This window comes from Lentzea sp. CA-135723, from assembly GCF_050936595.1.
In the GTDB taxonomy this organism is placed as follows: domain Bacteria; phylum Actinomycetota; class Actinomycetes; order Mycobacteriales; family Pseudonocardiaceae; genus Lentzea.
This window is the reverse complement of the sequence record NZ_JBNJMK010000001.1, coordinates 4,963,166-4,986,194: the sequence shown is the minus strand read 5'-3', so window position 1 is coordinate 4,986,194 and position 23,029 is coordinate 4,963,166. Positions and strand designations below refer to the sequence as shown.

Sequence of the window (23,029 nt, the reverse complement as noted above, 5' to 3'; positions counted from 1 at the left end):
AACTCGGCGCGGACGAGTGCGATAACGCACTAGATCAGCTAGATTCGAACCCGTGTTCGACGACGGTTGCCACCCGCTCAACCGCGGTGTCCAGGGTCTCGTGTTCCCAGATGCGGATCACGGCCCAACCCGCCGCGGTCAGCACCTCGTCGGCGCGCCGGTCCCGTTCCATGTTGCGCCTGAGCTTCGGCGTCCAGTACCAGTCGTTGGTCGTGGGCTGCCGGCCGTGCTCGGGACACACGTGCCAAAAGCAGCCGTCGACGAACACCGCGATCTTGCGCGCCGTGAAGACGATGTCCGGGCGGACCTTGACGCCGTCGTCGAACCGGAGCAGGTGATCCTTCCGGTAGCGCATCCCGCGGCGGTGCAGCGCGCTGCGGAGCGCCACTTCAGGCTTGGTTCCGGAGCGCCGGTTGGCCTGCATGTTCCGCGATCGGCCCTCGTTGAGAGGGGCGGGGTAGAGGCCGTCGGCGTGCGCCCGCTCGCGTCGAGTCTTGCGATCTTCTTCGGGCACGCTCTCCCACCTAGGGGTCCGGCTTTGTGCTGAGGCACTCGGTGCCGGAAGATACCTCAGTCCTGTCGTCAATCTGTGACGCGAACAAACGAAGGGAGGGCCTGTGGAAACCCCCGAGGCCGCGACGCCGTTGAAGGTCGTCGAGATCTGTGCCGGCGCCGGTGGTCAGGCCCTCGGGCTCATGCAGGCCGGGTTCGAGCACGAGCTCGCCATCGAGCTGGACCCCACGGCGGCGGACACCCTCCGGGTGAACCTGCTGGCTCGGCACGGTCATCCGGTGCGGCCTGAACTGCTCACCACCAAACGAGGCGGCAAGAAGAAAACCCCTGAGGCTCCTGCTCCCGTTCAGATCGTCGACGGCGTGATCACCGGAGACGTGGCCGCCAAGGAGGTCTGGGAGGTGGCGCGCAAGGCGGGCGTCGCGATCCCGGAGAACTTCGACCTCCTGGCCGGCGGTGTTCCGTGTCCTCCGTTCAGCCTGGCCGGGCAGCAGCACGGTTCGACAGATGAGCGCGACCTCTTCGCTTGGGCTGTGCACCAGTGCCAGACGCTCAAGCCGAATGCGCTGCTCCTCGAGAACGTCCGAGGCCTCAGCACGCCGAGGTTCTCCGCCTACCGGCAGGAGATCCTCGACCAGTTGATCGACATGAAGTACGTCGCCGAGTGGCGGCTCCTGCACGCGTCCGACTTCGGCGTGCCCCAGCTTCGGCCGCGATTTGTCCTCGTGGCGCTGAAAGAAGAGTTCGCACCGTACTTCCGCTGGCCGGAGAAGCAGGCTGATCCGCTCACCGTTGGCGAAACCCTGAAAGACCTCATGGGTGCTCGCGGCTGGAAGGGCCTGGACGAGTGGGTCGCGAAGGCCAATGACATCGCGCCGACCATCGTCGGTGGCTCGAAGAAGCACGGCGGCGCCGACCTCGGCCCGACGCGTGCCAAGAGGGCCTGGGAGCAGCTGGGCGTCGACGCGTGGGGCATCGCCAACGAAGCGCCGGCCGAGGACGACGAGTTCGAGGTCGGGCCGAAGCTCACGACCGAGATGGTGCAGCTCCTGCAGGGCTGGCAGCCGGCGGAGTGGCAGTTCGTGGGACTCAAGACCTCCAGGTACCGCCAGGTGGGCAACGCGTTCCCGCCGCCGGTCGCCAGGGCGGTGGGACTCGCGATCAAGTCCGCACTCCGCAAAGAAGGCGACCCGGCCGATCGCGACATCGACACCGAGCACGATCCGATCTACCGCGCGCTCCGCGTCGCCGGCGACTACCTGACCGCGGCGCAGATCTCCAAGGCGGTCTCCAAAGCGACCGGCAAGGAGATCGAGGCGCACGAGCTGGAGCATCGGATCTCGTTGCTGAGCAAGGACTTCGAGCTCGAGATCGACAAGGAGAAGCCGGCCGTCCCCAGGTTCAAGCTGGGCAGGTTCAAGGCATTCGTCGGGCAAGACGACCACGTTCGCCACGACCTGTTCAGCAAGAACAAGTCGAAGATCAGCTGATCTCTGGAGGCGCCGCCGGCATGGCTACCTGCATGTTTGTCATCAAACGAGCAGGTTGAGCAGGTTGTCGGCGTCGTCGGGGAACTGCAGGCCGCGCAGTGTGATCGACATCCGGATGACGTCCCGGTGCTGGCCCTTCTGGTGGTCGCGGCCGTAGATCTGGATCAGCGTGTCGGCGAGCTCGTCGTGCCCTCCGGTGCGGAAGTGCGCGACGCACTGAGCCACTTCGGCGGCTTCGTGGTGCTCGGAGAGTCGTGACAGCAGGGTGAGCGCCTGCTCGTGCAAACCGACCGCGGTCAGTTCGATCACCTCCGTTGCCGCTTGCGGTGCCGGTCGCTCTTCAAACGCATTGCTCTGCCGGTCCCCCTGGTGAGCGGGGACCGGCAGAGCAACGGCGTCGTTCTTGTCGGCAAGCTGCTGCTCCAGCTCTTCGATACGCCGGTCCTTTTGAGCTGCGATTTCCTCGCGGACCTTGCTCCGGCGTCCGTCGGTAGCCGCTGCCCGTGCGCGGAGAACCAGGAGGTCTTCGCAGCTCAGAGGAAGGTCATCGGTGGTGCAGTCCCTGAGCAGCGCGTAGAAAGACACGGTGAACGCCTCGCTGGGGACGTTCTTGCCGTTGAAATACCTGCACAGGCTTGAGCGGTTGTAGCCGGCTTCCATGGCCTTGAGCATCTCGGCGTGGGAGGTTCGCTTCCCGTCGCTCAAGGCGACGTGGGTATACAGGTCACGCAACGTCTGAGCGAAGACCTGCCGTGCTTCGGGCAGCAACTTGCTGATCTTCGACTTGAACCCACCGGCCGACATCCCCACCCCTTGTTCTGCGTGTGCAGTTCCGCCTGACTGTACGCGGTCTCTGCGGTCGCAGGTGTTGCAAAATGTATCGCGCAACACGGAGAATTCGTTTCTGTTGCGCGATAGATTCGCAACAAGAATTGCTTGGAGTTCGCCCAAGAGTCGTGATCTGGTTGCTCTAGGCGCCGTTAGGTGCACACGGCACTGATGGCGCCGTGTACGTAAACTCGTCACTTGGCTTAGGGGAGGAACCATGACGCCCTCGTGGAGGGACAAGGAGTCCGGGCTCGGCAGCATGTCGAGGGGAGGTCTGTGGCTCGTGCAGGAGGTCGGTGTCGGCGAGACCTTCACTAAGAACGACCTGCGGGAGGCGTTCCCGGACGTCGCGCAGATCGACCGGCGACTGCGCGACCTGAGGGACTACGGCTGGCAGATCGACACCTACCGCGAGGACCCGAGCCTGAAGCAGGACGAGCAGCGCCTGGTGAAGGTGGGTGCTGAGGTCTGGATTCCCGGCCAGGCGAAGACCGCCAAGGCCAAGGGTGGTATCACCGCGGCACAGCGCACGAAGGTCATGAAGGAGGACGGCTGGCTCTGCCGGTCCTGCGGAATCGCGGGCGGCGACAGCTTCGACGACGGAACGACCGCCCAGCTCGACATCGCTCGGCGCCAGGTTCTCCTCCCGGACGGTACGGAGGAGACTCAGCTGAGCACGGAATGCAACAAGTGCCGGGTCGGGGGGCGCGGCAGCATTGTGGATCTCGGAGAGATTCTGCGTCTCGTGGAATCGCTCGGTCCGCTCGAGAAGAAGATCTTCGGTGGCTGGCTGGCCGCTGACGAACGGCGGCTCAGCGGTCTCGAACGACTGTGGGGCCTTTACCGCGCGATGCCGGCGGATTCCCGCGCGGCGGTTCGGCGCCAGCTGCTCGGGGACGAAGAAGACGGAGTGACGGTTTGATGCATCGAGAATTTCCCCCGCCTCCGCGCGCCGCTGAGTTCAGCGAGCTGGTGAAGAAGCGGCTCGCGGAGGCGAGGGAGGCCGGCGGCACGCGGGAGACCGTGACCGTCGACTGGAACGGGCAGCCGCTCCACGTCGACGTGATCGAGTCGCCGCTCATCAGCCTGTACTTCAACCCCGCGACGCACCGCATCCGCGCTCAGCGGTCGCACGACCCGAAGCGGGACGCGGAGCTGGACTCCGACCCGTACAGCGCGACGAGCCAGGACTACCTGAAGTACCTGCTGCAGGCCTCGCCGGCGGACACGAACCGAAGGGATCCCGAGTTCGACGGCCTGCTGGAGAGCCTGACGAAGTTCGGGCAGAACGACCCCGGTCTCATCACCCACGAGGGCGTGCTGGTCAACGGCAACACCCGTGCCGCGGCCCTGCGCGAGCTCGGCGCCCAGTCGATGCGGGTGGGCGTGCTGCCGGAGTCGTTCACCTGGGCCGACATCAACGCGGTCGAGCTCTCCCTGCAGCTGCGCAAGGACCACCGTCGCGACTACTCGTACATCAACCGCCTGCTCGCGCTCGAGGAGCAGGCGGCGCTGGGCCGGACTCCTGAGCTGATCGCCAAGGAGTTCCGGATCCGCACCGAGACCTACCACCAGGAGCGGTGGATCCTCGGCGTGATCCGCGACCAGATCGAACGGAGCAAGGACCCGGAGAACGGCACCGGTCTGAAGTTGATCGACTTCGAGCAGCACCAGGAGAAGCTCAAGGAGCTGCACCGGATCTATCACAAGACGAAGGCGTCGGATCCGGACAACGCCGATGTCCTCAAGGAGATGAGGCTGGCCGCGATGAGCCTCGGCTTCGCCAAGACCGATGTCCGCCTCATCGAGGACGGCCTGAAGTTCCGCGAGCAGTACCTGGACAGCCGGCTGCCGGCGGAGTTCGGCGCTGCTGCGCCCGCGAATGCCCCGGTTGCGATTCCGGGGCTGGGCGTCAGCGTCGCCGCTGCATCGAGTGCCGTCGGAGCGGCGAAGGACCTGACCAATCGAATTCTCAAGGCCAAGGCGGCCAGGGGAACCGCCGGCCCTTTGGCGGACGACGAGAGCCAGGCCGCGAGCGAGGCCTACGACCAGTTCAAGGAAGCGTTCGATTTGGCACTGGAGACCGCAGGCCGCAACGCTCGCCTCCTGAAGCGCAAGCAGATGGCGCCGGCCCGGCTGGCTGACGCCAGTGCGAACATTGAGCAGTGCATCGCCGAACTCGTCCAGGCGCGCAGCTCGCGGTCTCTCGACGAGGAAGCGTTTGACGACGCTGTGCTGAAGCTGCGGGACTCCCTCCGCAAGCTCGCCAAGCAGGCTGGCCGGGGTTTGAAGGACCCCGGTGACGGCGTGACCTGGCTTCTCGACGCGACCTCTCCTGGAGGAATTCGGTGAACAACGGCCAGCCGGAGCCGTCCCTGCGCCTCGACTTCGACGAAACGCGGACCAAGGTCACCATGAGGACGGTGCAGCCGCACCGCGACGACCTCGTGCGGCTGGCCACGCGTTTCCGCACCGGAGCGCAGCTCGGCCCGCTGGCGATCACCGTCGACCTCGACGATCTTCTGTCCCAGCTGGAACTCCTCTCGACCTGGCCGAGCCCGGCTGACGTGCAGTGGGCGGACGAGCTCGCTGAGCTCGTCCGCAGCAATGTCGAGGACTCCTACACGGTGCAGCGCCAACTGGACGCACCTAGCACGACTGCCGCGGTCGACGCGGAGGACGTCTTCTACCTGCTGGGCGACGACTGGAAAGGCGACCTGCGCGAGTTCCAGCGGCGGGACATCGCGAAGCTTTTGTCGTTGCGGCACGGCGCGAACTTCAGCGTGCCCGGCGCGGGCAAGACGCGGGTGGCGCTGGCGGTTTTCGCGGCCCAGCGGACTCAAGGCAGTGCTGAGCGGTTGCTCGTCGTGTGCCCCAAATCCGCTTACGAGTCATGGCAGTTCGAGAGCGTGGAGTGTTTCGGCGAACCGTTGCGCGCGCAGGTCTACGAGCGTTCCATCGAGCCGGACACCCAGGTCCTGATCATCAACTACGAGCGGCTCGTCAGGACATTCACCGCGCTGGCGACGTGGTTGAAGGCCGCGCCGTCGATGATGATCCTCGACGAGGCGCACAGGATGAAGCTCGGAACCCGCGGCGCTTACGGATCCGCGTGCATGGCACTCGGACCGCTCGCTCGCCGGCGGCTGATCCTCACAGGTACCCCGGCACCCAACGGTGCGAAGGACCTCGAGAGCCTCATGGGATTCGCGTGGCCGGGGCACGGCCATCGGACAGTTTCCAACGCAGTGGCGGGTGGAGATCTGGCGCGCGCGAGCATGGTGCTCCGGCCGTTGTTCGCCCGCACCACGAAGCTGGAGCTCGGGCTGCCTCCGATGGACACGAAGGTCCGTTACGTCGACTTGCCCCCACTGCACGGCCAGATCTACGACGCGATCGTGGGCAAGGAGGCGAACCGCTCCGGCCGCGACGACCTCGCTGCTCTGGGCAAGTCCGCTCTGCGCTTGCTGATGGCCGCGACGAGTCCGGCGATGCTGGCGGAGGGAGAGTCGCGGTACGAGCCGCTCGAGTACCAGTTGCCGCCGCTCGACGTGCCCGAGGGTGACTCGCTCTACGCACTGCTGAAGAAGCTGCCGAGCTACGAGCTCTCGCCGAAGTACAAGGAGACGGCCGCGATCGTCGCGGAGAACGCCGCGCGCGGACGGAAGACGCTGGTGTGGACGACGTTCGTCCGCAGCCTCACCACGTTGCACAAGTTGTTGTCCGCCTTCGAGCCCGCCATGGTCCACGGCGGGACCACCGAGCGAGCGGAGGAGCTGCACCGCTTCCAGAACGACCCGGACTGCATGGTGCTCGTGTCCAATCCGGCGACCCTGGGCGAGGGCATCAGCCTCCACCAGATCTGCCACGACGCGGTGTACGTCGATCGCGACTTCGTTGCCGGCCGGTTCCTGCAGAGCCTCGACCGCATCCACCGGCTGGGTCTCGCGCCCAATGTCGAGACCCGTGTGACCGTGCTCGCGGTGCGCGGCACGATCGACGAGGTGGTCGAACTCCGCCTAGGGAAGAAGCTCGAGTTCATGGGCAAGATCCTGGACGACCCTTCAGTCCAGCAGCTCTCGGATCTCGAGGAAGAGCCGGCGGTCGCGAGCGGGCTGGAGTCCAGCGACGTTCAGGCACTCCTGGGCCACCTCGGAAGGTGAAAGGCCCGCCCACGGCAGTTGTGCCGAGGACGGGCCCGACGAGAACGCGGGTCAGTTCTTCTTCACCTGGTTGAGGCGCGTGATCACGGCCCCGCCGTCCTGCATCCCGAACGAGTTGCAGGCGGTCTCCCACGGGAAGCGCGAGCACGCGTTCGACTGCACCACGACGTCCTGCTCGTTGTTCCAGCCGCCGCCGATCACCTTGGCGTTCTTCCACACCTTGGTCACCGGGTTGTAGCTGTACCAGAGCAGGTTGCCGTTGTTCTGGTTCACCGCGTAGAACGTCTCGCCGCCGGCCGAGCTGAGGTTCTTCAGGTTCTGCCAGCCGGTGGTGACAGTGGTGGTGGGCTTGACCCAGGTCGCGGTCGCGCCCGTCCAGAAGTCGATGTAGTAGCGGTACATCGCGCCTGCCGCGTTGCGGGCGTAGACGACGCCGCGGCTGGTGGCGACGATGGCGTTGTACTGGGTCAGGCCCGTGTCGAGCAGTGCGCCCTGGACGGCCCATTGCTGCGTGGTGAAGTTGTAGTAGTGGGCCTTGAGGTTGCCAGCGGCGTCCAGCGTGTAGATCACGCCGTCCTCGTCGACGGAGATGCGGTAGCGGGTGTTGGCGGCGCTGTAGGACCAGCCCTGGCCGAGCACGAGGTACTCGCCGCCGTTGAGGCTGTCCCACGTGGAACCGTTGTAGTGCAGCAGTCGCAGCTCGCCGCCGGTGGTGATGCTGAACGTCCAGCCGCTCGGTCCGGCGAGCACGCGGCCCTGCCAGCCCGCGCCGATCTGGTAGCTCTCGCCCCAGGCGAACGTGCCGGTGGCCGGGGTCGAGTGCTCGAAGCAGTAGAGGTCACCCGCGGTGTCGCACGGGTAGACCGGAGCGAGGCCGTAGCGGGCCGACAACGTGGTGCTGGGTCCTGGCATGTCTCACTCCACTCTTCAGAGGTTCAGCATGGCGGTGCAGGCGTCGAGAACCAGACGCTCTGTCGACCCGGCCGCGGCGGCGCCGCTCGGGTTGAACTTCAGCGGGGACGGCCACGCGTAGAAAGTGGTCCACGAGCCCGGCCCCGACATCTGGTCGTCGTCGGTCCAGCCGGCCTCGTAGCCGAAGTGCTTCGACTCGCCCGCCTGCAGGACGCTGTGGCCCGCGACGTAACCCTCGGTCTCGTTGGCGTACGCCATGATCCACAGCCAGCCCGGGGTCTGGTTCTGCAGCGTCACCGCGTACTGGGAGAGGACCTCGTGCGACATCGCGAGGATGTTCAGGCCGCCCAGGTTCCAGCGCTGGATGGGCATCGGGAACTCCTTGGGGAGTCCTGGGCCCGTGAACTTCTCGATCATGACCTCGGCGTGGCGGTACGCGAAGTCGTCCGGCGGGAACGTGTCCAGCCTGTTGTTGTAGGAGTTGCGGGCCCTGATGGCGGCGGCCGGGTCGCCGAAGTCCACCTGCAGCGGGATCTTGATCTCGTTGTAGTAGGTGGCGACGGGGCCGGTGACGGCGTTCCAGCCGCCCGAGTTGACCATCGACACGACCGCGTTGCCCAGCGTGGTGCCGAGACTCGTGACCATGCTGGGGGAGTGCGGGTCGTTGGGTTCCTGGTCGCCGGCGGCGCCCTGGAAGAACAGCGCCTGGACGCCCAGCGCGTTGCTGATCACGTCGGTGGCGGCGCCGGGGTAGTCGCTGCAGAACGTCCTGTCGTTGCCGCGCGACACGGCGTGGCAGGCGTATCCGAAGAGGACGGTGTGCAGCCCGTTGTCGCTCACCCGGCGGGCGATCAGCGCCGAGATCGTCGTCATGACGTGCGGCTCTTCCGCGCGGTTGTAGCCGATCGTCGTGCTGCCTTCCTTGTACCACAAGGTGACCGGCGTGCGGGCCATCGCGACGGTCTGCTGCACGAGCGCGACCATCTGGTTGATGAACACCGTGGTGGTGCCCTCGATCGCGTTGATGTCGGCGGGGGCGAGGTCCATCATCACGTACGGGCTGGGGCTCGTCGTGCCGATCATCGGGCCGGAGTGCGTGTGGCTGACGATGATCAGGAAGTTGCCGTTGTTGTTGCCCACCAGGGGAAGCACGGCGGAGCGGATCGCCTGGTGGACGTAGCGGGGGATGCTGACGACGTCGACGCGCAGCATGACCTTGGGGCCGGCGCCGTCGTCGATCACGACGCACTGGGCGCGCAGCCTGCGGTCGACCGCGCCCTGGTTGCCGCGCGGCGCGCCGCAGTAGCCGCCCATCCAGAGGCTGGGGTACGTCGGCCAGGAAGGGGTGTAGTCCAGGGTCTTCACGGACATGGAGAAAGGCATCTCGGGCTCCTCCCGGCGCTCAGGCGGTCTCGACGACGGCGACGCAGGTCGGCGTGTTCGAGTTGGGGGTCGACAGTGAGCTGTCCGGCTTGCCGGAGTCGCTGTTCGCGGACGTGACCTTGCGGTTCTTCTTGTCCAGCACGAACGTGCGGCCACCGTCCTTGCTCATCGCCAGAGGACCGTTCGCCTTGCCGTTGGACTCCTTCGTCCTGACCTTGTTGGAGTTGATGTTCACCGTGACCAGCTGCGCGTCGACGTTGCGGCCCGCGTAGAGGCTGACGGCGGCGAACGTGCCGTTCGGGTGCACCGCCAGACCGCACGGAACGCCTTCGAGCTCGGTCGCGCCGGCCTTGCCACCGCGCAGGCCGAACGTGGCCAGCTCGCGCGACGAGGCCACGTAGAGGTTCTTGCCCTTGGGGTCGATGGCGAGCAGCAGCGGCGTCTTCTCGGTCTCGAACCTGCCCGACACCACGTTCTTGGCGGTGTCGACGATCGTGACGCCCTTCGCCCGCTCGTCCCCGACGAACAGCTGCTTGCCGTCGGGCGTGAGCGCGAGCGAGCGCGGCAGCAGACCTGCCTGGACGCGGGCCCGGACCTCGCCGGTCGCGACGTCCACCACGGCCACCTGCCCGCGCGAGCCACCGGCGCCCGCGGTGCCGGTCGCGACGTACACGGTCCTGCCGTCGGGCGAGACGAGGACCTCGTTGACGAACCCGCCGACGGGGATCTCGGTGGTCACCTTGGCGCCGTCCACGTCCACGACGCTCAGCCCCGGCCCGAAGACCGTCCCCACGTAGGCGAGCACTCCGTCGGGCGAGCCGGTGATCGCGTTCGGCTGGCCGTTGACCGGGATGAGCGCCTGCTCGCCGGTCAGGGTCGGGTCGGCCAGCTGCACGACCCCGTTGCCGAGGCGGTCCACGCTGCCGATCAGAAGTTTCTTGCGGGCTGCCTTGGGTGCCGCGGTTGCGGTCCCCGCGAACAGTCCTGGGCTGACGACGCTCACCGCGGCGCCGCTGAGTGCGGCGGTCAGGAGCGTTCGCCGGGAAAGCGGTCGGTGCTCGGATGTCATGTCGTCCGTCCCCCTCCGGTCGAAGTCGACTCGTTGAACATTCGAGGAAGAGGACGTGCGTGTTATCACGCTGGGTAGTCCATTTTTGAGCTGTGACCCAGTTGAGACATTGCATAGCCGATTGATACGCACGGTGGCTGCCGTGTGACGCAACGCTCTTGACCTGGTCGTATATAATAACGCAAGTAAAGCCGTAGATGGGTCTTTAGGCCCTGTTCGGCGCTGTGCAAACTGAGCTACGCGCGTGAACGACTACGTACTGTGACGTAAAGGTGTTAACTAAGTGATGGCACCTGTCGCAGTCGGCTCACCAGGTCGGTCGAGTGCCCACTCCGCCGTCCACTACGAGGTCGTGCCCCGTGATCCACTTCGCGAGGTCGCTCGCGAGGAACACGCACGCGTTGCCGACGTCCTCGGGCGTGCCCAGCCGGCTCAACGGCGCGGCGGCCCGCCACCGGGCGACGCCCTCCGGCCACTGCTCCTCGATGCCCGGCCGGGCGATCAACCCCGGCGAGACTGTGTTGACCCGGATGCCGCGCGGCCCGTACTCCAGCGCCGCCGCCCGCGCGTGCATGATCAGCGCGGCCTTCGAGGCGGCGTAGTGGGCGTGGCCGGGCGCCGGGTGGGTGCCCTCGATCGACGCGATGTGCGTGACCGACCCTCCGGACGGCAGGTGCTCGACCGCCGCCTGGGTCACGGCGAACGGGCCTGTCAAGTTCGTGTCCACAACGGAACGCCACTGCGCGGTCGTCATGCCCGGCAACGGCTCGACGGGCTGCACGCCCGCGTTGTTCACGACGGCGTCCAAGCGGCCGTGCCGGGCGAACGCGTCGTCGACCACCGACTCGGCGCGGTCGCGCAGGTCACCGTCCTCCAGGCCGCGGTGGCGCACGACCGTCGCGCCCGCGCGCACGAAGCAGTCGGCGATGCCCGCGCCGATGGTGCCGCCCGCGCCGGTGACCAGCACGACCCTGCCGCTGAGATCGATCACGAGACGATGCCCTCCACCCGCGTCACCAACCAGTCGACGATCTCACCACGACCGGCGGCGAACGCGTTGGCGGCGATCTCCACGAACGTGCCGCCCGCCTCGCGCACCAGCACCGCGCCCGCCGCCACGTCCCACGGGAAGGTGCCGATGTTGGCGACCGCGTCGGCCCGCCCGGCCGCCACCCAGGCCAGCGACAGGGCCGTCGAGTAGACCCGGCGGACGTCCGCGATCGCCAGCAGGTCGCCCAGCAGCTCCAGCTCGCCGGAGTACGGGCTGCCGGGCAACGGGATGTCGGTCAGCACCAACGGCCGCGGCCCGGCGCTGGGCGGGATCACCAGGCCGGTCGAGCGGACGCGGAACGGCACCCCGGACGCGGCGGTGAAGAGCTCGTCGCGGAACGGGTCCAGCACGCACCCCGCGACCAGCACGCCGTCCACCGCCGCGGCCACCGAGATGCACGACAACGGGATGCCGCGCACGAAGTTGCGGGTGCCGTCGATCGGGTCGACGTACCAGGTCACCGAGGCCGTCGCGCTGCCCAGCTCCTCGCCGACGACCGCCGAACCGGGAGCGCCGGCGACCAGGGCCGAGCGCAGGAACGACTCCACCGCCAGGTCGGCGCTGCTGACCTGGTCGTACGTGCCCTTCGCGGACACGTCGACGTGGACGTCGCGCAGCAGCTTGGCGGCGTCGACGCAGGAGTCCGCCGCCAGCGAGAGGAGTTCACCTGGAGTCACGTGCTCCATTGTGATCGGTCACAAACACGACCGGATGACTCTGGGCAACGTCCTACCCGCGCACGTGACCTGAGCCACCACGATGAGCAGACCTGACAACGACGTTGGAGGATCGGGATGCGAATCGTGGCAGGCGTGGCGGCTCTGGCGATGTTGGTCGCCGGAACAAGCACGGCGCAGGCGGACGTCCTCGAGTACGTGGCGATGGGCGACTCCGCGGCGGCCGGGCCGTTGATCCCGAACCAGGATCCCGCGCTGTGGTGCCTGCGCAGCAGCAACAACAACTACCCGCAGGTCGCGGCCAAGATCCTCGGCGCGAAGCTCACCGACGTCACGTGCTCGGGCGCCACGACGGACGACTTCGCCGGACGGCAGTTCGGGTTCGTGAAGCCGCAGTACGACGCGCTGTCCAAGTCCACCGACCTGGTGTCGATCACCATCGGCGGCAACGACGTCGGGCTCGTGCAGACGGCGCTGGGCTGCATCAACCTGCTGCCCGAACCGGTCGGCCTGTCGTGCAAGGACCGGCTCACGGCGGGCGGCGACCAGGTCGCGGCGAAGATCGCGCAGTGGGCGCCCGAGTTCGGCGCCGCGCTCGACGAGGTCAAGCGCAGGGCGCCGCAGGCCAAGATCCTCGTCACCGGCTACGGCACGTACGTCAAGCCCGGCGGGTGCTACCCGGTGCAGCCGATCTGGGCGCGGGACGCCGACTTCGTCCAGGGGTCGGTGAACCTGCTGAGCGCCACGGCCAAGGCGGAGGCCGAGAAGCGCGGAGCGTCCTATGTGGACCTCGCGGCGGTCAGCGTCGGCCACGACACGTGCGCCAAGCCGTCCGAACGCTACCTGGAGGGCCTGATCCCGACGTCGGTCGCGGCACCGCTGCACCCCAACGCCGCGGGCATGCAGGTCTTCGGGGCTACGGTCGCGCGCGCCGTGCGGCAAGCGCAGCCGTCAAAAGCGTGACGTGCTCGATGCGCGTCGGGTCGAGGCCGGTCAGCTCCGCCACCCGCCGCAGCCGGTAGTCGACGGTGTTCGGGTGCACGTGCAGCTCACCGGCGGCGGGCCTGCGTGAGCCGCGGCGGAGGTAGACCTCCAGCGTCTGCACCAGTTCCTCGGTCAGCGGCGCGACAATCTCCGCCAACGGCCGCAGCGCCGCGCTCGGCCGTGACAGCTGGTACTCCAGCAGCACGTCGGCGAGGCGGAAGAGCCCAGGCCCGGACGCCACGGCCAGCACCTCGCGCGCCAGCACGGCGGCGGTCGCGACCCCGGAGGGAGGGGCCGCGACCGCCGCCACCGTCAACGGCACCCCGGCCGCGCGCGTCACGTCCGCCACGATCCGGTCCAGCGGCAGGTCCTCGCCGGGCAGCAACGCCAGACCGCCTTCGGGCGTCAACGACGACAGCACTGGCTCCCGGCTGTGCCGCTCCAGCTCCACCCGCAGCCGCCGCAGCTTGCGCCGCGACGCCACCGCCGCGTCCACGTCCGGCAGCAGCTCGTCGGGGTGCGGCGGCACGTCCAGCGCCAGCACGACGTAGGGCCCTTGCGCCTCAACGGTTCCGGCGAGCAGCCCGGTCAGCAGCGTGGCCCGCGCGGAGCGTTCGTCGTCGAACATCGTCTGCCGCTCGTCGAGGTACCCGGCGCTCACCACCGGCGTCACGAGCTGCAGGTACCGCAACGCCAACGCGTTCAGCGCCAGCACGTCCTGCACCTCCTCCGGCCGCGCCTCGGGCACCAGTCGTTCCCAGACGACCTGGATGCCCACGTGGTACGCCGTGAGCACCACGTCGATCGGCACGCCCTCCTCGGCCCGCCGCGCCGCCGACTCGCGCAGGAACCGCAGCTCGTCGGCCGACGGCAGCGCACCCGAGTCCAGCACGGCCGCGAACGCGCGCAACGCGTGCTCGGTGACGCGGTAGATGTCGCCGGAGAGCTCTTCCGCTGGCAGCTGGGCGTACGCCGGCACGCGTTCGACCAGCGACGACACCACCTGCCGCACGAACGACGGCATCTCAGCGACGAGCCGCGCGGCGAGCGGACGTCCACCGATCACGTAGGACATCCGCCGATTCTGGCCTAAAGCTCGAGCACCGTGCCGTCCAGCGGAACCTCGACGCCCGCCTCGCGCAGCTTCAGGAACTCGGGCGAGGCCGGGTCGAGCACCGGGTTGGTGTTGTTCAGGTGCGTGTAGATCCGCCGCACGGACGGGAAGCGGCGCAGCTCTGGCAGGCTGGCCGTGATCGGCAGGTGCCCCATCGCGGCCTGGCCGGACGAGCTGCCGGTCGCCGACCCCATCTCCGACGCCGCGTAGAACGTGCCGTCCAGCAGCACGCAGGTGGCATCGGCCACCACCTCGTCGAAACCGGGCGGCCAGGACGCCAGGCAGGGCGCGTACACCAGCACGCCACCGGTGGCCGGGTCGTGGAACCGGTACGCCACCACCCAGTGTCCGTCCACAGTGGATGAACGGGCGTACTTCGGCCGCTTACCGCTGATCGGAATCGCCGACACCCGCAGCCCGCCCAGCTCGAAGTCGCCGTCCACCTGCCGCCACGCCACGGGTGCGTAGCCGTCGATCACGGAACGCAGGTCGAACTGGTCCTTCAGCGCGTGCAGCACCGGCCCCGGCGCCCACACCGTCAGCCCGGCGCCACCGCGCAACGTCAGCAGGCCGAGCGTGTGGTCGAGCTCGGCGTCTGTGCAGAGCGCTCCCCGCACCGGGGTCTCGCGCGGGCCGGGCCCGGGGTTCAGCACTGCACACGCGGCGATCTGCATGCGGATGTCCGGCGAGGCGTTGACCAGCCACCAGTCGGTGCCGTCGGCGCTGATCGCCAGGCAGTCCTGGGTGCGCGAAGGCAACTCACCGGACCGGGCGCGGACGCACAACGCACAGGCGCAGTTCCACTGCGGGAACCCGCCACCGGCCGTCGTGCCGAGCAGAACCGCCTTCACCGCATCTTCCTCATCGCCATGACCGGCAGGGACTCTGGCGCCATCTCGGTCTCCAGGATCAGGTCCACAGTGGACCGCGCGGGCGACAGCGAGCACACCGGATCGGTCGCCGCCGCGTCGCCGGTCAGCTGGAACGCCTGGCAGCGGCACCCGCCGAAGTCGATCTCCTTGCGCGGGCACGACCGGCACGGGTCCTGCATCCAGTCGAAGCCGCGGAACGCGTTGAACGACGGCGAGTCGTGCCAGATGTCGTGCAACGACGACGAAAGCACGTTCTCGACCTTCAGCGTGGAGATCACCGAGGCGGCCGGGCAGGGGAGCACGTCCCCGTTCGGCGCCACGGTGAGCTGCCGCGCACCCCACCCGTACATGCACGGCTTCGGGTGCGCCTCGTGGTAGTCCGCGATGACGTAGACGATCTCCATCCGCCCGCGCAGCCGTTCTTGCGCGGCAGCCACGATCGGATCGGCCGCGACGAGCTGTTCGCGGGTCGGCAGCAGCACGGCCCGGTTGCGCAGCGCCCAGCCGTAGTACTGGGTGTTGGCGAGCTCCAGCCGTTCGGCGCCCATCTGCTCGGCCATCGCGATGAGGCCGGCGACGTTGTCGAGGTTCTGCCGGTGCAGCACGGTGTTCACGGTCAGCGGCAGGCCCTCGTCCAGCACGAACGCGGCCGCCTCGATCTTGCGGTCGAACGCCTTGATGCCCGCGATCCGGTCGTTCCCGGCCTTCGTCGCGTCCTGCAACGAGAGCTGCACGTGGTCGACACCGAGCGAGGCCAGCTCCCGCAACCGGTCGCGCGACAGCCCGACGCCGGACGTGACCAGGTTGACGTAGCAGCCGAGGCTGTTCGCGTGCGCCACCAGCTCGGGCAGGTCGGGCCGCAGCAACGGTTCGCCGCCCGAGAGGTGGATCTGCAACGCGCCGAGCGACCGCGCCTGGTCGAACACCCGCCGCCAGTCCTCGGTCGACAGCTCGGCGTCCCGCCGCACCAGTTCGAGGGGGTTCGAGCAGTACCCGCACTGCAACGGGCACCGGTGCGTCAGCTCCGCCAGCAGTCCGAACGGCGCCTCAGCCATCGACGTCCACCACCCTCCGCTCGACCAGCCGCCGCACCAGCGAAGCCACGTCCGACGGTTCGACCCCTGAGTACTCGTCGGCCAGCACCACGGCGATGTCCCCGACGGACCGGACGCCGTCGCACAGCGCCACCACGGAGGCGGCCGTCTCGTTCAGCACCAGCACGCCCTCGGGGAACAGCACCACGTGCGCGGACCGGATCTGGTCGAAGGTGCACTTCACCCCGCGCCGGATCCGCGGCACGGCGTCCAGGGCGGTGGTCACGGCCTGCCCCTGCCCGAGTAGTAGTCGACCGCGTCCAGCACGGCCCGCAGCACGTCGCACTTGAACGACAGCGCGGCCACCGCGTCGAGCTGCTGCTCACGGGTCCGCGAGTGCTCCACCACGATGTCCAAAGTGGCCTGTCCCTCGCCCGCGACCGCCTGGATGCGGTTGGTGAAGTAGGCGAAGCCCTCCTCCGCGATCCACGGGTACTGCTCCCGCAACGCCGTCAACCGCTTGCGCATCAACGCACCCGAGAACATCTCGGTGAGCCCGGAGGCGATCCCGACGACCCACGGCCGGGTGCGCGCGAAGTTCACGTAGGCGTCGACCGCGAACCTGGTGCCGGGCAGCACGTGCCGTTCGTCGAGCACCTCCTCCCGCGTCAGCCCGACGGCCTCCGCGAGGCGGATCCAGTTCTCCGCACCACCTTCTCCCGGCCGCGTGCCGTCGTGCCAGATGATCCGCTCACGCCACTGGCGGCGGATTTCCGGCGACGGGCAGTTGGACAGGATCGCGGCGTCCTTCTGCGCGATGCAGCGCTGGTAGTACCAGCGGTTCGCGGCCCACGCCTGCAGCTCGTGCTTGCTCAGCTGACCGGCGTGCATGCGCAGGTGGAACGGATGGCTGTCCCAGTACCGGGGTGCGAGTGCGCGCAGCTCGGCGACGAACTCCGCTGGGGCGACGGCAGACATGGGCGGGAACCTCCAGGAACGACGCGCGGAGCCGGGGTTCCCGGTAGCAGACCAGAAACCCCGGCGCGATGCCTGACGTCAGCTGCGAGCCGCGTAGGCGGTGACCTCCATCGGCGTCTCGAAGTCGCGGAAGTCGGGCTTCACCCACTCGCGCTTGACTTCGGGAAGCTTCGTCTCGGTGGTCGGCACGGCAACGTTCATGGCGCAACTCCTCGGTCTCCTGCTCACCTGCCGTGAGGCGGGCAAGCGCTTTCCGTGGGGGCGCGGCGGCGAACCACACGGTATGTCGTCGAGGCGCTCGGGGTCTAGACCGTACATGAAGTTACCTAAAGTCATCGGAGGGGTGACCCGAATGGCGGATGCGGTCCCGGCTACGCACCGTGGTTGTATCGAGAAGCCCCCGCTGCCCGAAAACTCCGAATCCGGGCTCGCCGTCGCCGCACGACGCGAAAGCTGAGGGCTCACCAGATGACTGCTCTTCGAAGCATCGGCGCACTCGCGCTCGCCGCGGGCCTGGCGGTTCCCGTGACGGCGCACGCGCAGGACGTCGGAGCGTTGGCCGTGAGGACCATCGCGAGCGGCTTCAACCAGGCCTGGAGCATCGACTTCCTGCCGGACGGCACCGGGATCTTCACGCAGAAGGACGCGAAGACCGTCTCGACGATCACCAAGGACGGCAAGGTCACCAAGGTCGGCGACATCCCCGGCGTCTCGGTGACCAAGGAGGCGGGCCTGCTCGGCATCGCCGTGTCGCCGGCCTACGCCACGGACAAGACGCTCTTCCTGTACCACACCACGGGAAGCGACAACCGGATCGTCACCTGGAAGATCGGCGACTCGACCACGAAACCGATCGTCACCGGCATCCCGCGCGGCTCGCAGTACCACCACGGCGGCCGCATCAAGTTCGGCCCGGACGGCTTCCTCTACGCCGGCACCGGTGACGGCCAGAACGGCGGCAACGCGCAGAACAAGAACTCGTTGGGAGGCAAGGTCCTCCGCGTCACGAAGGACGGCAAGGCCGCGCCCGGCAACCCGTTCAACTCGCTCGTCTACTCCTACGGCCACCGCAACGTGCAGGGCCTGACCTGGGTCGGCACGCAGCTCTACGTCTCCGACATCGGCGCCAGCAAGGTCGACGAGCTCAACAAGATCGACGCCGGCAAGAACTACGGCTGGCCCACCTGTGAGGGCTCGTGCAGCACGTCCGGCATGACCAACCCGGTCAAGCAGTGGCCGACCTCGCAGGCCACCCCGTCCGGCCTCACGACCTACAAGGGTTCGCTGTACATGGCGTCGCTCAAGGGCGGCACGTTCAAGCTGAACACCAGCGGTGCGGGCGGCAAGATCTACACCAACCTGGGCCGCACCCGTGACGAGGTCGCGGGCCCCGACGGGTCGCTCTGGATCATCACGCCCGGAGGCGTCCACCTCGCCGACGGCAACTGAGCGCAGCCGACACACATCGGATGTCCTTGGCGAGAGATTGCGAAGTGTGCTTGGGTGAACACGCCCTGCAACACCGCCGCCGCAGCCTAATTCGAGCGGACCCTAAGGAGAGCACTCCATGCGTGCTCGTCGTATCGCAGCGGCGGCAGCCTGCACTGCCATGGCCGCCACCCTGTGCGTCATGCCCGCGTCGGCCCAGGACGGGTCGTCCACGCTGGCCGAACGCACCCTCGCCACGAAGCTCGACATCCCGTGGGACATCGAGTTCCTGCCGGACGGCAGCGGGATCTTCACCGAACGGGACACCCGGAAGATCAAGAAGATCAAGGGTACGACCGTGACCGAGCTGGACACGGTCGAGCAGGCGCAGACGACGAACGGCGAGGGCGGCCTGCTCGGCCTCGCCGTCTCGAAGAGCTTCGCCACCGACAACTCGGTCTTCATCTACTACTCGACGGCGAGCGACAACCGCGTCGCCAAGCTCCAGCTCGGCGGCACCCCGCAGCCGATCGTCACCGGCATCCCCAAGAACCGCTACCACAACGGCGGCGGCCTCGAGTGGGGTCCGGACGGCTTCCTGTGGGCCACCACCGGCGACGGCCAGAACACGGCCAACGCGCAGAACTGGAACTCGTTGGGCGGCAAGGTCCTGCGCTTCGACACCGCGGGCAAGCCCGCTGCCGGCAACCCTCGCGCCGGCAGCGTGGTCTACTCGATCGGCCACCGCAACGTCCAGGGCATCACGTGGATCGGCACCACCGCGTACGCCACGGAGTTCGGCAACAACTCGACCGACGAGCTCAACAGGATCGAGGCCGGCAAGAACTACGGCTGGCCGACGTGTGAGGGCAACTGCAACACCGCCGGCATGACCAACCCGGTCAAGACCTGGTCCACCAGCCAGGCCGGCCCTGCGGGCATCGCCTTCTACAAGAACGCCCTCTACATCGGTGCTGTCACCGGAAAGCGCGTCTGGAAGATCCCGGTGAACGGCACGACGCTCGGCACCCCGCAGGCGGTGTTCTCGAGCTACGGCCGGGTGCGCGCGGTGGCTCCGGCGCCGGACGGCACGCTGTGGCTCGGAACGTCCAATCAGGACGCCAACGGCTCACCGGGTGCCAACGACGACCGGATCATCTCGACCGACGGCTGATCAGTTGCGGGCTGCGGGCATCCGGCGGAGCTGGTCCAGCACCGCCGGGTCCTGCAGCTGCATCCACTGGATCACCTCGGTGTAGGTGGCGCACACCGTCTCCGGCTTGTCGCACACGAACTCCATGAACTGCTCCATCGCCGTGGAGAACGCGTTGCCGTTCCACTCGTTGAAGTGGTTGCCGACGACGATCGGCGCGCGGTTGCCGTTCAGCGCGGCCTGGTGCACGGACTTGTAGGTGTCGAGGACGATCTGGGCGAAGTCCGCGGCGCGTTCCGGCTGCTCGGTCGCCTTGTTGAGCGAGTACCAGAGGTTGAAGTCCATCATGACGACCTGCTTGCCCAGTCCGGGAACGCGGACCTCGGGCATCGGGAACTCGTAGAGTCCGTTCTGGACGGTCGGCCACTGGACGCCGAGCGCGACCTTGCTGGTGTCGTAGACGAGCCCGTTCGCGGCCATCGCCGGGAAGGCCTGGTCCCAGTTGCCTTCCAGGCACGGCGTCCGTCCACCCCGGACCGCGTCCGCGGGCAGGTTCAGGCCGGCGGCGCGGGACTTGTCGACGATCTGCTTGAACTGCGCCAGTTCCGCGTTCCAGGCCGCGGTGTCCCACTTGTCGACCGACGGCTGGGTGCCGTTCGAGCAGAAGTGGCCGTTGTAGTGCGTGCCGATCTCGTGGCCGTCGGCGATCACCTGGTTCAGGTAGGCGATGCGGGACGTGACGTCCTGCCTGGTGCCGCCGAAGTCGATGTCGGAGATGCCGCGCTTGAGGCCCGCCGGGGGCTGGTACTGGTTCTTGTCCGGGTCCGCGAGCATGTAGACGCCCGACAGCAGGCCGGTGACGTGCGCGTTCTTGGCCTTCGCGATGGGCAGGACCTTGTCCCAGTGCTGCTTCGACACCGCGCCGTCGAACGAGAACAGGACGAACTGCGGGGGCTTCTCGCCGGGGCCGAGCTTGCGCATCCACGGCTGCTTCGCGACCTGCTCCGGAGACGGCGCGGGCACCGTCGGCGTCGGTCCCGCGTCCTTGGGAGCGGGCAGTCTCGGTGCCATCGGCAGCGGTCCTGAGTCAGCCTGGTTCGCCGGCTCCTTGTTCGAGCCGAGCGTGAACACCATCGCTAGAACCAGCCCCAGAGCCAGGCCCGTGGTCAACCATCCCCACCGTTTCACACTAAGGGAGACGACTGATTACCCGAACGGGTTGCGCGAGGTGCGTGATTGGTCACTGAACGGGTTCGGCGATGACCACCCGGTTCGCCTCGTACCCCTGCTGACCACCGATCCACGTGCCACCGCACGTGACGAGGACCAGTCGATGAGGGCCGCGCGGACCGAAGAACTCCACCGCGCGCGCAGGCAGCTCCTCCTTGCGCACGGTCTCGATCTGCTTGATGCGGAACTTGAACTCCTTGCCCGCGCTGTCGGCGATCACGACCTCCCGGCCGTTCTGCGCCTGCCACAGCTCCGCGAACGGGCCCTTCGCGCCCTTCCAGTCGACGTGCCCGGCGAGCACCGTCGCGCCTTCGGCACCCGCGAGCTCGGTGCCCCACCACGTCGCCTCGCCGATGCCGTCCGGCACCGGCAGCACGCCGTCCTTCACCTCCTTGCGCACGAGCGTCGCCGACCCGCCTGCGGGCAGCCGCACCGAACCCGGCCCTGCCTTGGGCGGCGCCGGCTGCTGCTGTTGCTGTTGCGCAGGGGGTTCGACGGGCTTGGCGTTGGCCGTGTTCGCCCCGCCGATCAACCCGGTGAGGTCGGGACCGCGGCCGGTGCTCAGGCTGTCCGCCACCGGTCCCGGCCCGACCACCGGGATCTCGTCCGCGACCGCGTGCCCGCGCAGGACCTCGGTCTCGGACGTGCCGACCAGCGCGCCGGCGGCGGCGATGCCCGCCACCAGCGCGCCGGTCAGAAAAGCCTTGGAACTCACTGCCTGCGCCACACCAGGAAGCCTGCCAGCGCCGCACCGAGCAGCACCAGTCCACCCACGCCGAGCATCAGGCCCGGACGCAGCTGGGTGTCGAACGACGCGGTCGCGACCGGCGTCTGGCCGTCCGCGCCGGCCGGGATCGTGCTGGGCACGACGGGCTTGTTCGGCTTGTTCACCAGTTCGAGCGCGAGCGTCTGGCCCGCCGCGAGGGTGCCGCACGCGGACGGCGGCGCCTTCGGGTCGAAGAACTCCTCATAACCCTTGGGAGCGGCCACCTCGACGAGGCAGATCTCCTGCGGCGTGCGCAGGTCCGGCACCTCGACCGTGCCGTCGGGGCCGGTCTGCAGCACGAGCGGCTTGCCGTCCGTGCCGACGAGGTCCGTGTCGTCCTGCTTCTTCGCGGGCTTCGTCTGGTCCTTCGCGGTGACCCGCAGCGCGACGCCCGAGATGGCCTTCTTGGTCTCCGAGTCGATCTTCGTGATCTTCACGGCGCCCGGCGCGGTCTTCGCCGTCGTGTTCGCGGCGGCGTTCAGCTTCTTCTCGCCACCGGTCGTGACCATGCGCTGCATGTTCTCGGTCTGGATGGGGAAGTGCACGACCGGCTGGTCGGCGGGGGAGTCCGCGGCGACGGCGATCGACGGCTTCTCGCCGGTCGCGATGACCTTGATCGCGGCGGGGCTGCCGTCCGCGCCGGTCTTGGCCGTGCCGCTGGTGGAGCCGTCCGCGAGCTGCGCGTCCGTGAGCGTGAACGTGATCGGCGCGTCGGTGACGCCCTTGTCGTTCGCCTTGAGCAGCGACGCGGTCCAGGTGGACTCGGCGCCGATGATCAGCGGTTCCTTCGGCGCGGCGGTGCTGAGCTTCCACGGGCCGCGGTTGGTCTCGGCGTCCGCCTTGATCCGCGCGACCGTGTCCATGACGGACTGCGGCAGGCGTGCGGCGTAGAAGGCGGAGTCGTAGGCGAGGTACTTCGGGTCAGTCGTGTCGAGCCGCACCGGACCGTCCACGACGGACGTCCACGTGTGCAGCAGGTGCGCGAGCGCCGCGGCCTCGTCCGGCGACTTCGTCGTGGAGTAGCGCAGCAGCAGGTAGGAGATGTTCGCCGCGATCGCGGGGTCGAGGTCCTTGCCCGCCTTGGTGCGCAGCTTGTCGCCCTCCTTGTACCCGACGTTGCTGTCGGGCGCGGGCAACGCGTACTGCACGCACCACACCTGCTTGTCCTGCCAGATGTATGAGCCGTGCCACTCGCTACCGGGTGTGGCGTTGGGCTGGAGCCCTGACGCGTTGTGGCCGATGCCCTTGACGCCGACAGCTGTCGCCGTCGCGGGAACGGTCAGGAGCGCGAGCCCCGAAACCATCGCCACGGCGGCCAGACGTTTCCAGCCCATGGTGAATCAGTATCCCCTCTGACCTGTGTAGATCCCGCGTGCGAGCTTGT

At 68.3% G+C, this 23,029-nt stretch carries 23 protein-coding genes; 7 read left to right on the top strand and 16 right to left on the bottom strand.

The annotated features are described in order from the left end of the window. Window positions 1-34: 34 nt before the first annotated feature. Window positions 35-514, bottom strand: a complete 480-nt coding sequence (locus ACQEU1_RS22575; RefSeq protein WP_433205018.1) for a very short patch repair endonuclease — start codon at window positions 512-514, stop codon at window positions 35-37. A gap of 103 nt (window positions 515-617) precedes the next feature. On the opposite strand from ACQEU1_RS22575, the gene ACQEU1_RS22570 reads away from it, so the two are divergent. Continuing rightward, window positions 618-2,003 (top strand): DNA cytosine methyltransferase, encoded by a 1,386-nt coding sequence (locus tag ACQEU1_RS22570; protein WP_433205015.1) that lies wholly within the window; start codon window positions 618-620, stop codon window positions 2,001-2,003. A 42-nt stretch (window positions 2,004-2,045) separates the two neighbouring features. Here the strand turns inward: ACQEU1_RS22570 and ACQEU1_RS22565 are convergent, their stop codons facing one another. Further along, window positions 2,046-2,807 (bottom strand): hypothetical protein, encoded by a 762-nt coding sequence (locus ACQEU1_RS22565; RefSeq protein ID WP_433205012.1) that lies wholly within the window; start codon window positions 2,805-2,807, stop codon window positions 2,046-2,048. A 307-nt stretch (window positions 2,808-3,114) separates the two neighbouring features. On the opposite strand from ACQEU1_RS22565, the gene ACQEU1_RS22560 reads away from it, so the two are divergent. Genes ACQEU1_RS22560 through ACQEU1_RS22550 form a run of 3 tightly spaced genes read left to right on the top strand, consistent with a single transcriptional unit; the run spans window position 3,115 to window position 6,994 of the window. Further along, window positions 3,115-3,753: a hypothetical protein gene (locus ACQEU1_RS22560; protein WP_433205009.1), complete on the top strand. Its 639-nt coding sequence runs from the start codon at window positions 3,115-3,117 to the stop codon at window positions 3,751-3,753. Next, on the top strand, window positions 3,753-5,183 hold the full coding sequence (locus ACQEU1_RS22555; RefSeq protein WP_433205006.1) for a transcriptional regulator: 1,431 nt from the start codon (window positions 3,753-3,755) through the stop codon (window positions 5,181-5,183). Before ACQEU1_RS22560 ends, ACQEU1_RS22555 begins: the two co-directional genes overlap by 1 nt. Continuing rightward, entirely contained in the window at window positions 5,180-6,994 is a 1,815-nt protein-coding gene (locus tag ACQEU1_RS22550) for a DEAD/DEAH box helicase (RefSeq protein WP_433205003.1), read from the top strand. Before ACQEU1_RS22555 ends, ACQEU1_RS22550 begins: the two co-directional genes overlap by 4 nt. A gap of 51 nt (window positions 6,995-7,045) precedes the next feature. Here ACQEU1_RS22550 and ACQEU1_RS22545 read toward each other — a convergent pair whose 3' ends face one another. From ACQEU1_RS22545 to ACQEU1_RS22525, 5 genes are all read right to left on the bottom strand, one after another. Next, window positions 7,046-7,906, bottom strand: a complete 861-nt coding sequence (locus tag ACQEU1_RS22545; RefSeq protein WP_433205000.1) for a tachylectin-related carbohydrate-binding protein — start codon at window positions 7,904-7,906, stop codon at window positions 7,046-7,048. Between the two features lie 15 nt (window positions 7,907-7,921). Further along, entirely contained in the window at window positions 7,922-9,289 is a 1,368-nt protein-coding gene (locus ACQEU1_RS22540; RefSeq protein WP_433204997.1) for a hypothetical protein, read from the bottom strand. Between the two features lie 19 nt (window positions 9,290-9,308). Further along, a complete protein-coding gene (locus tag ACQEU1_RS22535; RefSeq protein WP_433204994.1) occupies window positions 9,309-10,358 on the bottom strand; it encodes a beta-propeller fold lactonase family protein in 1,050 nt (349 codons plus the stop codon). A 307-nt stretch (window positions 10,359-10,665) separates the two neighbouring features. Continuing rightward, window positions 10,666-11,349, bottom strand: a complete 684-nt coding sequence (locus ACQEU1_RS22530; protein WP_433204991.1) for an SDR family NAD(P)-dependent oxidoreductase — start codon at window positions 11,347-11,349, stop codon at window positions 10,666-10,668. Then, a complete protein-coding gene (locus ACQEU1_RS22525) occupies window positions 11,346-12,086 on the bottom strand; it encodes an inositol monophosphatase family protein (protein ID WP_433204988.1) in 741 nt (246 codons plus the stop codon). The genes ACQEU1_RS22530 and ACQEU1_RS22525 overlap by 4 nt, the downstream gene beginning before the upstream one ends. A 117-nt stretch (window positions 12,087-12,203) precedes the next feature. Here ACQEU1_RS22525 and ACQEU1_RS22520 point away from each other — a divergent pair, with 117 nt between their 5' ends. After that, window positions 12,204-13,049 carry an SGNH/GDSL hydrolase family protein gene (locus ACQEU1_RS22520; RefSeq protein ID WP_433204985.1) on the top strand — a complete coding sequence of 282 codons (846 nt, stop codon included), beginning with the start codon at window positions 12,204-12,206 and terminating at the stop codon, window positions 13,047-13,049. On the opposite strand, the gene ACQEU1_RS22515 is transcribed toward ACQEU1_RS22520, so the two are convergent. The 6 genes from ACQEU1_RS22515 to pqqA form a co-directional block, all read right to left on the bottom strand. Continuing rightward, complete coding sequence (locus ACQEU1_RS22515) at window positions 13,003-14,145, bottom strand: PucR family transcriptional regulator (protein WP_433204982.1); 1,143 nt, start codon at window positions 14,143-14,145, stop codon at window positions 13,003-13,005. The two genes, ACQEU1_RS22520 and ACQEU1_RS22515, sit on opposite strands and share 47 nt — an antisense overlap. 14 nt (window positions 14,146-14,159) lie before the next feature. Then, entirely contained in the window at window positions 14,160-15,035 is an 876-nt protein-coding gene (pqqB, locus tag ACQEU1_RS22510) for a pyrroloquinoline quinone biosynthesis protein PqqB (protein WP_433204979.1), read from the bottom strand. Next, entirely contained in the window at window positions 15,032-16,111 is a 1,080-nt protein-coding gene (pqqE, locus tag ACQEU1_RS22505; protein ID WP_433204976.1) for a pyrroloquinoline quinone biosynthesis protein PqqE, read from the bottom strand. Before pqqE ends, pqqB begins: the two co-directional genes overlap by 4 nt. After that, on the bottom strand, window positions 16,104-16,376 hold the full coding sequence (pqqD, locus tag ACQEU1_RS22500) for a pyrroloquinoline quinone biosynthesis peptide chaperone PqqD (protein ID WP_433204973.1): 273 nt from the start codon (window positions 16,374-16,376) through the stop codon (window positions 16,104-16,106). The genes pqqE and pqqD overlap by 8 nt, the downstream gene beginning before the upstream one ends. Next, window positions 16,373-17,068 carry a pyrroloquinoline-quinone synthase PqqC gene (gene pqqC, locus ACQEU1_RS22495; protein WP_433204970.1) on the bottom strand — a complete coding sequence of 232 codons (696 nt, stop codon included), beginning with the start codon at window positions 17,066-17,068 and terminating at the stop codon, window positions 16,373-16,375. The genes pqqD and pqqC overlap by 4 nt, the downstream gene beginning before the upstream one ends. A 78-nt stretch (window positions 17,069-17,146) precedes the next feature. Continuing rightward, entirely contained in the window at window positions 17,147-17,269 is a 123-nt protein-coding gene (gene pqqA / locus ACQEU1_RS22490) for a pyrroloquinoline quinone precursor peptide PqqA (protein ID WP_063757028.1), read from the bottom strand. 267 nt (window positions 17,270-17,536) lie between these two features. On the opposite strand from pqqA, the gene ACQEU1_RS22485 reads away from it, so the two are divergent. Next, the gene (locus tag ACQEU1_RS22485) at window positions 17,537-18,517 is read left to right on the top strand and encodes a PQQ-dependent sugar dehydrogenase (RefSeq protein WP_433204967.1); all 981 of its coding nucleotides are present in this window, start codon (window positions 17,537-17,539) and stop codon (window positions 18,515-18,517) included. Between the two features lie 160 nt (window positions 18,518-18,677). Further along, window positions 18,678-19,670: a PQQ-dependent sugar dehydrogenase gene (locus ACQEU1_RS22480; protein ID WP_433204964.1), complete on the top strand. Its 993-nt coding sequence runs from the start codon at window positions 18,678-18,680 to the stop codon at window positions 19,668-19,670. Here the strand turns inward: ACQEU1_RS22480 and ACQEU1_RS22475 are convergent, their stop codons facing one another. From ACQEU1_RS22475 to ACQEU1_RS22465, 3 genes are all read right to left on the bottom strand, one after another. After that, on the bottom strand, window positions 19,671-20,720 hold the full coding sequence (locus ACQEU1_RS22475) for a polysaccharide deacetylase (RefSeq protein ID WP_433204961.1): 1,050 nt from the start codon (window positions 20,718-20,720) through the stop codon (window positions 19,671-19,673). Between the two features lie 169 nt (window positions 20,721-20,889). Beyond that, window positions 20,890-21,606, bottom strand: coding sequence for a class F sortase (locus tag ACQEU1_RS22470; protein ID WP_433204958.1), 717 nt, complete (start codon window positions 21,604-21,606; stop codon window positions 20,890-20,892). Next, entirely contained in the window at window positions 21,591-22,979 is a 1,389-nt protein-coding gene (locus ACQEU1_RS22465) for an MSCRAMM family protein (protein WP_433204955.1), read from the bottom strand. Before ACQEU1_RS22465 ends, ACQEU1_RS22470 begins: the two co-directional genes overlap by 16 nt. Between the last annotated feature and the right edge of the window lie 50 nt (window positions 22,980-23,029).